General features: G+C 47.1%; 7 protein-coding genes. All 7 read left to right on the plus strand.

Annotation, left to right across the window (positions count from 1 at the left end):
- On the plus strand, positions 1-2,035 hold a 2,035-nt coding region (locus VK541_RS18660; RefSeq protein ID WP_324371905.1), incomplete at its 5' end, for a 4'-phosphopantetheinyl transferase superfamily protein.
- Positions 2,023-2,289 carry an acyl carrier protein gene (locus VK541_RS18665; RefSeq protein WP_324371906.1) on the plus strand — a complete coding sequence of 89 codons (267 nt, stop codon included), beginning with the start codon at positions 2,023-2,025 and terminating at the stop codon, positions 2,287-2,289. The genes VK541_RS18660 and VK541_RS18665, both read left to right, overlap by 13 nt.
- Positions 2,276-3,040, plus strand: coding sequence for an alpha/beta hydrolase (locus VK541_RS18670; RefSeq protein ID WP_324371907.1), 765 nt, complete (start codon positions 2,276-2,278; stop codon positions 3,038-3,040). Before VK541_RS18665 ends, VK541_RS18670 begins: the two co-directional genes overlap by 14 nt.
- Entirely contained in the window at positions 3,033-4,259 is a 1,227-nt protein-coding gene (locus VK541_RS18675; protein ID WP_324371908.1) for a glycosyltransferase, read from the plus strand. Before VK541_RS18670 ends, VK541_RS18675 begins: the two co-directional genes overlap by 8 nt.
- A gap of 10 nt (positions 4,260-4,269) precedes the next feature.
- Positions 4,270-5,475, plus strand: coding sequence for a glycosyltransferase (locus tag VK541_RS18680; RefSeq protein ID WP_324371909.1), 1,206 nt, complete (start codon positions 4,270-4,272; stop codon positions 5,473-5,475).
- A 7-nt stretch (positions 5,476-5,482) separates the two neighbouring features.
- Complete coding sequence (locus VK541_RS18685) at positions 5,483-6,736, plus strand: hypothetical protein (RefSeq protein WP_324371911.1); 1,254 nt, start codon at positions 5,483-5,485, stop codon at positions 6,734-6,736.
- The gene (locus tag VK541_RS18690; protein ID WP_324371912.1) at positions 6,733-7,998 is read left to right on the plus strand and encodes a phthiocerol/phthiodiolone dimycocerosyl transferase family protein; all 1,266 of its coding nucleotides are present in this window, start codon (positions 6,733-6,735) and stop codon (positions 7,996-7,998) included. The genes VK541_RS18685 and VK541_RS18690 overlap by 4 nt, the downstream gene beginning before the upstream one ends.
- Positions 7,999-8,006 lie beyond the last annotated feature (8 nt).

Consider the following 8,006-nt stretch of genomic DNA (forward strand, 5'->3'; position numbering starts at 1 on the left):
GATCAAACCGGTGAGGTTTCGTGAACTGACAGCCCGGCTTTACGAAGAGGGGGCCAGGATGTTTATACAGGTGGGCTCCGGCGGGCTGATCGGCTTTATTGACGATACGCTGAAAGGTAAAAATTATAGTGCGGTACCTTCCAACGTGGCGATCCGTTCGGGTGTGGCACAATTGCAGCGGGTACTGGCGGCATTGTTTGCGGAAGGGAAAGTGGCGGGGATGGCTTTTATGGGTTATTCCGGCAGTAAAGCTGCTGTCGCGAAGAAGGGAATAAAACTAGAGCTTGGACTGCCTTTGATTAGCAACATAAAAGGACTTAAGGACCTTGCGGCTGATCAGTTTAGAAAGGAAGTCCCTGCTTATCAAAATAAAGCATTGCTGCAGGATGTGGCACATCCGGTGATGCGGGCGTTTAATGACAATGTGGAAGAGATGCTGGGTATACAGTCGGAACTGCTGGAGCTGTTTAAGAACAGGCCTGCCGGATATGCAGCTCAGTCGCCGCAAGGTTTTGTACAGGGGCCGCCCGTTGTGCCAGTTGCTGCGCAAGTGCCTGTAACTGTTCAACCTGCTCATGCAGCGAGACTAAGAATACCGTTTACTAAGGTTTTGGATGTGACTTTGCAAAACAGTCCTTATTTGGTTGACCATTCTTTGCTGAGACAACCTAAGGGCTGGCATTGTGTAGACGATATGGATCCGGTGATCCCGATGACGATGATCTTTGAAATGTTTGGGGAGATCGCTGCGGAGCAATCGCATGCTGAACATGTCCACAAGATCATGAACATCAAGGTATTCCAATGGATGAATGTGGCGAAGCCCTTTAGGGAAACGGTGACAGGGGAATGGAAAAGTCAGCAACTTGCTTACCTGGACTTAGATCGTTTTGCCAATGCCGAGGTTTTGCTGAGTGGGAAGCATTCTGTTGCAGCCGAAAGATTTTACGATACCGGCCTGCCTTTGGGTATTGACCGGAGCCCGGAACAGATCTATGAGGAGCACATGTTTCACGGACCGGGTTACCAGGGCATCAAAAAACTGACAGCAGTAGGCGATAAGGGAATAACAGGAATTATTGAAGGTGGTACAGGAAAAGGCTCATTGCTGGACAATGCCGGTCAGTTGTTTGGCCTCTGGCTGCAGCTGACACTGACAAAGGACCGCATTGCATTCCCGGTAAAAATACAGGAGATCGAGTTTTTCGGGGATATGATGGATCAGCAAGGCAGCTTTGAATGCACTTGCGTGCTGACCGAACTGAATGAAGAATTTGCCACTGCGGATTTTGTGATGATGCGTGATGGTAAGGTCTGGGCCAGGATCAATGGCTGGCAGAACAGGAGACTGGAAATAGACGAGGCTTTATGGCGGGTATCGATGTCGCCCCTGCACAACCGCCTGTCGGAAGAGATTGCACCCGGAGTGTTTATGTTTCACAATGCGTACAGCCGTGTAGTATCCTGGGATTTTATTTTAAAACGCTATTTCAATAAGGATGAAAAACAGCACCACCATTCATTGCTGCCCAATAAGCGAAAAGAATGGATCATCAGCCGTGTAGCGGTGAAGGATGCAGTCAGGAGCTTGCTGAACAAGGAGAAGCGGGAGGCCTATTATCCGATCGAGTTTGAGATCAGGTCTGATGAGTTCCGCAAGCCTTATCTGCAGGGGAAGATGACCGAAGGGATCCATGTATCGATAGCGCACAAGGGTACAGATGCAGTGGGCATAGCCCGGTATGATAGATCTGTCGGGATAGATATAGAGCGTATTGAGGAAAGAAACCAGGGTTTTCAGGACCTGGTGTTTTCAGACAGTGAGCAGGCGCTGCTGAAGGGCAGGGACCATGCGGAGTGGGCGACCCGTTTTTGGGTGGCCAAGGAGGCTTATGGCAAGTATCTGGGTAAAGGCCTGCAGGGCAATCCGCGGGTGTATACCATCTCGGAGATCAGGGGAGAGGAACTGAAAGTGAATGACATTTACATTAAAACTATTAAACATAAAAACTATATAATCGGATGGACACAGTAGTCGTATTGAAACAATTTATAACGGAAGTGATTGGGGAAGAATTTGTAGAGGAAATGGACATTGACATGAACAGTTCTTTTACCAAAGACCTGGAAATGGACAGTATCGAGATCGTTTCGTTCTCGGAAAAAATCAAAGCGCATTACGGTGATCAGATAGATTTTACAGGCTGGCTGTCTAATATGGACCTGGACCAGCTGATCAACCTGAACCTGGGGATGATCGTTAATTATATTGACGATGCCCGTAATTAAAGTAAACAACAGGGGTGTGCACATCCAGGAATTGAACAAAGGTGCTGCGGAGACGGTGCTGCTGGTTCATGGTATGTTTAGTAACCTTTCTGTGTATTATTTTAACATCGCGCCGGTATTGGCGAAGGAATTCCACGTGTTGATGTATGACCTGAAAAGTCATGGCATGAGTGAAAAGGCTGTCAATGGTTATGATCTGGAAAGTATGACTGATGATCTGCTGACGCTGATGGACGAGCTTGATCTTGACCGGGTACATTTGGCGGGGTATAGCTTTGGGGGCCTGATCGCCTTAAAAATGGCTTCGAGTTTTCCGGATAGGGTAAAGAAACTGGCTGTTATTGAGGCGCCTGACCCTAATGATGATAGGACAAGGGACATCATTGACGATTACAGCCGCGAGTTCCTGGAACATTATGTGGAGAATTTTACGGATACCACAAAAGTGAAGATGGGCAAGCGCCAGATGGAACGCAACCACCGCATGTACGAGTATCTGTTTCACGAAACCAGCATCAAAAGCGACATGCTGCTGGAGCGGGAATTTTTTAATTCGCCGGAGATTGATGGCATTACGCAGGAGACCTTGCTGCTTTATGGGGCGGGTTCCAATTGCCTGGGCGCAGGTGAGTTACTGAAGCAAAAAATAAACGGGGCTCAGCTGCTGGAAGTCCCTGGAGACCATAATATCCCAATACAGGAGCCTCAACTGATTGGAAACTTGCTGGATAAATTTTTTAAACATGGCTAAATTTGTATTCATCGTTCCGCCTTTAACAGGGCACATCAATCCAACACTGAGCATCGGTGCGGTATTGCTGCAGCGCGGACATGAGGTGGCCTGGATCAGTCTGGACAGTTCGCTGGCACAGCGGTTGCCGGAAGGGGGAAAATTGCTCCTCATCGCTTATGAAGAGAATGACCGGGAAAAACAGGACAGTGAAAAGTACCTGGACATCATTACCAAAAAGATCGTTTACGGCATAGACAGCATTAAGTTTTTGTATGAAGAGGTGCTGATCCCGCTGAACAGGCACAGCTATGAAGGTGTTCTGGGTTTGCTGGATGTTTATCAGCCTGATCTGGTGATCACGGACCATCAGATGTTTGCCGGGGCTATTGCGGCAGTTAATAAGGGCATTCCTTATGCGACGTCTGTAACCGCTCCTGCGGCGATCAAGGTTATGGATGAGCTGCCAAAAGTACATGAATGGGAAGTGAACCAGATCGTGGCGCTGCAAAAAGAACTGGGTGTGGGGGGTGGGGCTTCTATTGCCTGCTCTGACCTGCTGACCATGGTGCTGACTTCCCGGGAATTTTTCGGAGAAATGGACTTGCCGGAACAGTATCAATTTACCGGCCCTGTGATCAATGAACGGGCTGGAACTACTGCTTTTGACTGGGAGCGTTTGAAGGGATTCGGAAAACAGCCAAAGCTGCTGGTGAGCATAGGGACTACGTTTGACCATGAACATAAAAAGAACTTTTTCGGCAAAGTGGTTGATGCTTTTGGCCATGAGCCTTTGACTGTGGTGGTTGTATCTGATCCTGCGCTGTTTGAGCAATGGCCGGATAATTTTATGGTACAGCGCAATGTACCGCAACTGGAACTGCTGCCGCACCTGGATGCGGTGGTCTGTCATGGCGGACATAATACAGTATGTGAAACACTGACCAACGGCCTGCCGATGGTGGTGGTGCCGATTGCCTATGACCAGTCTCATGTGGCTGGAAGGGTAGTGCGTGTTGGTGCAGGATTGAGGCTCAACTTTAACCGCTTCAAGGCAAATCACCTGAAAGAGGCGGTGTATGAAATTTTAAATAACAGCAGTTTCAAAAACGCTGCTGAGCAAATCGGGCGGTCATTTGCGGAGGCGGGCGGTACCAGTACAGCAGCGGATCTGCTGGTTGGCCTGACTGCGGGTAAGGCTGTGCCTGCGGCCGGTGATGTGGGAATTTTAAATCATTAAAGAAAGAATTATGTCGAAGTTTTTATTTGTAGTACCTCCTTTTTTTGGCCACATCAGTCCGACACTGAGCATCGGGGCCAGCCTGATCGCTAAGGGACATGAAGTAAGATGGTTTGGCATAATCCCGCTGGCGGACACGCATGTGCCGGCTAGTGGTCAATATATTTATCCTCAGGATGACCTGGTAAAGCACCAGGAAGAGCTGCAGAAGATTCTGAAAAGACAGGATGACGGGCCTTCGTGCTCTGGTCCGGAAGTGATGAAGCTGGCGTTGGAAGAGACCTATGTGCCGGTAGCAAGGATCATGATGGAAGCATTGGGCAAGGTATCTGATTCCTGGAGACCGGATGTGATCGTCAATGATTGCATCACTTTTGCGGGTGCCTTATGTGCGCACATTAAAGGCATTCCTTGTGTGACGACCACGCCCGTGCCGCCGGATGTGATGGGTGATACGGCAAATAGCGCGCCTAAGATCTTTGAATGGCAGGAAAACCTGATCAAAGGGTTGCAAAGAGAGTTTGGGGTTTATGGTGATGACATTGTCATCCATTCCCATAAAATGAATATAGTTTTTACTTCTGAAGAATTTGCCGGGGTAACGAAGCCGATGCCTCATATGAGGTTTGTAGGCCCGGTAAAAGGCCGGCCAAATAATGCTGCTTTTGACTGGGATAGACTGGAAAAAGCAACTACACCCAAAGTGTTTGTTTCGCTGGGCACTTTGCTGGTGGACATCAGGGCTGCTTTTTTTAAGAAACTGATCGATGCCTTTGCAGATGCGCCTGTCACAATAATAGCGGCTACCAATCCGGATATTTTTGAGCAGTGGCCGGATAACTTTATTGTAAATGGTTTTGTGCCGCAGGCGGAGCTGATGCCTAAAATGGATATGGTGATTTGTCATGGGGGATTCAATACGGTCAATGATACGTTTACCAATGGTCTTCCGATGCTGATCACTCCGATTGCCTATGATCATTTTCATACGGCGAAGCTGATCGTAAACGCCGGCTGCGGGATCAGCATCCGCTACAAGCGGCTGCGTATTGAGGACCTCAAAACTGCGGTGTTTGAACTGCTGGAAAACCCTCAGTACAGAAACGCCGCATTGAAGATAAAAGAGACTTTTATCGCCGCAGGCGGTAATGATAAGGCGGTACAGCTGCTGGAAGAATTTGCGGATTCCGAACAAGTACTTTTTGCTGTAGATTAAGCGGAAGATGAAAAGAAAACTACTGTTTGCAGAAAGAATGCTCCATGGTGATGGTACGGTGCCTTTTAATGCGGTAATTCCGTGGCGGATTAAAGGGAGTATTCTACTGGCCGATCTGCGCCATGCATTGAGAAAGCTTCAGCGAAAGCACGCAATGCTGAATGCTGCCGTGGTTTACGATGAGGTTGCCATGCCCTGGTTTTGGGCAGGTGGAAACGAGTTTATTGATATCCCTGTTAGAATAGCAGACCGCGTATCTGAAGATGACTGGAAAAAGGAATCTATAGCGGAGTGGGCAATACCTTTTGATACGGCTAAAGGACCATTGATCAGAATGGTCTGGATAAGGGGTGGGGATATTTCTGAATTTATTATGGTGATCCACCATTGTCTCTGTGACGGCGGATCGGCAATGGCCATTCTGGAGGAGCTGCTGCTGGTTCTGAATGATCCGGATGCGGATATCGGCAAAGAAAAACAGATTATGGGTATAGAAGATGTGGTGCCGCAGGAAATATTGAACAGCAGAAAGCAGCTCATCAAGTCCAAACTTATAGGAGGCATAGCCAATCTTTTTCTCTGGCTGGTGCCTGTGAATAAAAAACTGGTTGAGCGCAAAACGGATTATATGATCCATTGGAAACTGGATCAGGGACTGAGTGAGCGGCTTGTTAAAAAGTGCAGGGATGAAGGGGTGACGGTAAATACTGCTTTTTGTGTGGCTTTGCTAAATGCATTTCAATCGGTGAGAAAAGCGGGTTTTCACAATAAGGTGTCATGTCCGGTAGACATCAGGCGGTTTGCACCTCAAATCAAAAGGGACAATATTTTTGCATTCGGGCTGATGTTTGTGGTGTCTTCGGATAAAGACCTGGATTTTTTTAGCGATGCCTGGAGGATGCAGAAGGATATAGACAGGAAGACGGCAAAGCTCAATCCGTACAGCACGCTGATGATGATGGAAGAATCGCATTCGGCCCTGAATAACTTTACGAAGTTTTTGAAATATGGTAAGTCTACGAACGATTGCATGTTTTCTAATCTGGGCCGGATCGGCATTGCTCATCAGTATAAAAGTTTTGAAGTGGAAACGATATTTAGCCCCTCGGTGATTGGCCCGCTGGGTAATACCACAACGATGATCACCTCTACATACCGTGGACAAATGGATTTTACTTTCATAGCCAGTGAAGGGTTCCTACCGTATGAAGATGCGTTATCGATAAAAGATAAAATGATGGATATAATGTCGGCTTTATGAGAAGAAAGCTCATCATCGGTGAAAGAATTATGTATGTGGATGCTGAAACCGCGGTAAACTGTGTGTTTGCGGTAAAGATCCGGGGGAGTTTTACGCTGGAACGCTTACGGAATGCATTGTATAAGGTGCAGCAAAAACATCCTTTGCTGCGTGCGGGCATCAAAGAAGATTCAATGGGCGTGCCGCATTTTGTTTCCAGTAATGCGATAACTCCCATCCCGATAAGGATTGTCGAGCGCCCGGGTGATGATGACTGGAAAACAGAATCAAAAAAAGAGTGGCACAAGTTATTTGACGGTAAGGGCAGCCCCATGGCCCGTGTGGTCTGGTTAAAAGACAATGAGGTGTCAGAACTCCTGCTGGTTTGTCCGCATTGTATATGCGATGGAACTACGGTGACTACACTGATGACTGAAATACTAATGCTGCTGGACAGGCCTGAAGAAAAGCTGATATCTTATCTTCCTTTTATGTCAATAGAAGAATTGCTTTCAAAAAGTTATTCGGGTAAAATTGGAAAATTGATAAAAGCCAGGGTATTTTCTGTATTTGCCCGTGTGTTCTTTTTGATAAAGTCGAAAAGAAATAAGCCCGTAACAGGGGAAAGCTATATGGTTCACAGACGATTGGATAGGGGGAAAACGGCTGCACTTGCAACTGCATGCAAGACCGAAGGGGTGACTGTTCATTCTGCACTCTGTGCGGCATTTTTAAATGCTTTTCAGCAACTGAAAGGAAACGGCGCAAATGGCAAATTGATCTGTCCGGTAGATATCAGAAGATTTGTACCCGAGATCAAAGCAGATCATATGTTTGCATTTGCGCCCATTGCCGAATTGTCGGCGGATACCAGATCAGGATTCTGGAATACTGCCAGAAAAATTAAAGAAGAGCTGAACGCGAAGATTGCTGCTATGGATGTTCATGACCTGCTGATCATGAGTGAGTATTTTCATTCCTCGGCGCCTAAAATGATCGGTTACTTAAAGTCTGCCCCGGGATCGCATGATGTGACATTTTCCAATATGGGTAAACTCAATATTCCTGAGCACTATGATTCTTTTGAAGTAGAAGCAATATACAGCCCGACTGTGGCATTTCCCTGGAAAAACCCCAATACCCTCGTGACCGGCACATTTAAGGGAGAGATGGATTTTTGTTTTTCATCTAATGATGGCTTCCTGGGATCTGAAGCCGCTGCAGCAATTATGGATTGTTCATTGTCATTGTTATTACAGGAATCAGTAGCAGATTATGTTTAAGGAGATCA

It is taken from the genome of Pedobacter sp., from assembly GCF_035317785.1.
GTDB lineage: Bacteria > Bacteroidota > Bacteroidia > Sphingobacteriales > Sphingobacteriaceae > Pedobacter.

What these genes read in the sequence shown, in the direction of transcription:
- VK541_RS18665 (WP_324371906.1), top strand. Translation starts at nt 2,023, where the DNA reads ATGGACACAGTAGTCGTATTGAAACAATTTATAACGGAAGTGATTGGG.
- VK541_RS18670 (WP_324371907.1), top strand. Translation starts at nt 2,276, where the DNA reads ATGCCCGTAATTAAAGTAAACAACAGGGGTGTGCACATCCAGGAATTG.
- VK541_RS18675 (WP_324371908.1), top strand. Translation starts at nt 3,033, where the DNA reads ATGGCTAAATTTGTATTCATCGTTCCGCCTTTAACAGGGCACATCAAT.
- VK541_RS18680 (WP_324371909.1), top strand. Translation starts at nt 4,270, where the DNA reads ATGTCGAAGTTTTTATTTGTAGTACCTCCTTTTTTTGGCCACATCAGT.
- VK541_RS18685 (WP_324371911.1), top strand. Translation starts at nt 5,483, where the DNA reads ATGAAAAGAAAACTACTGTTTGCAGAAAGAATGCTCCATGGTGATGGT.
- VK541_RS18690 (WP_324371912.1), top strand. Translation starts at nt 6,733, where the DNA reads ATGAGAAGAAAGCTCATCATCGGTGAAAGAATTATGTATGTGGATGCT.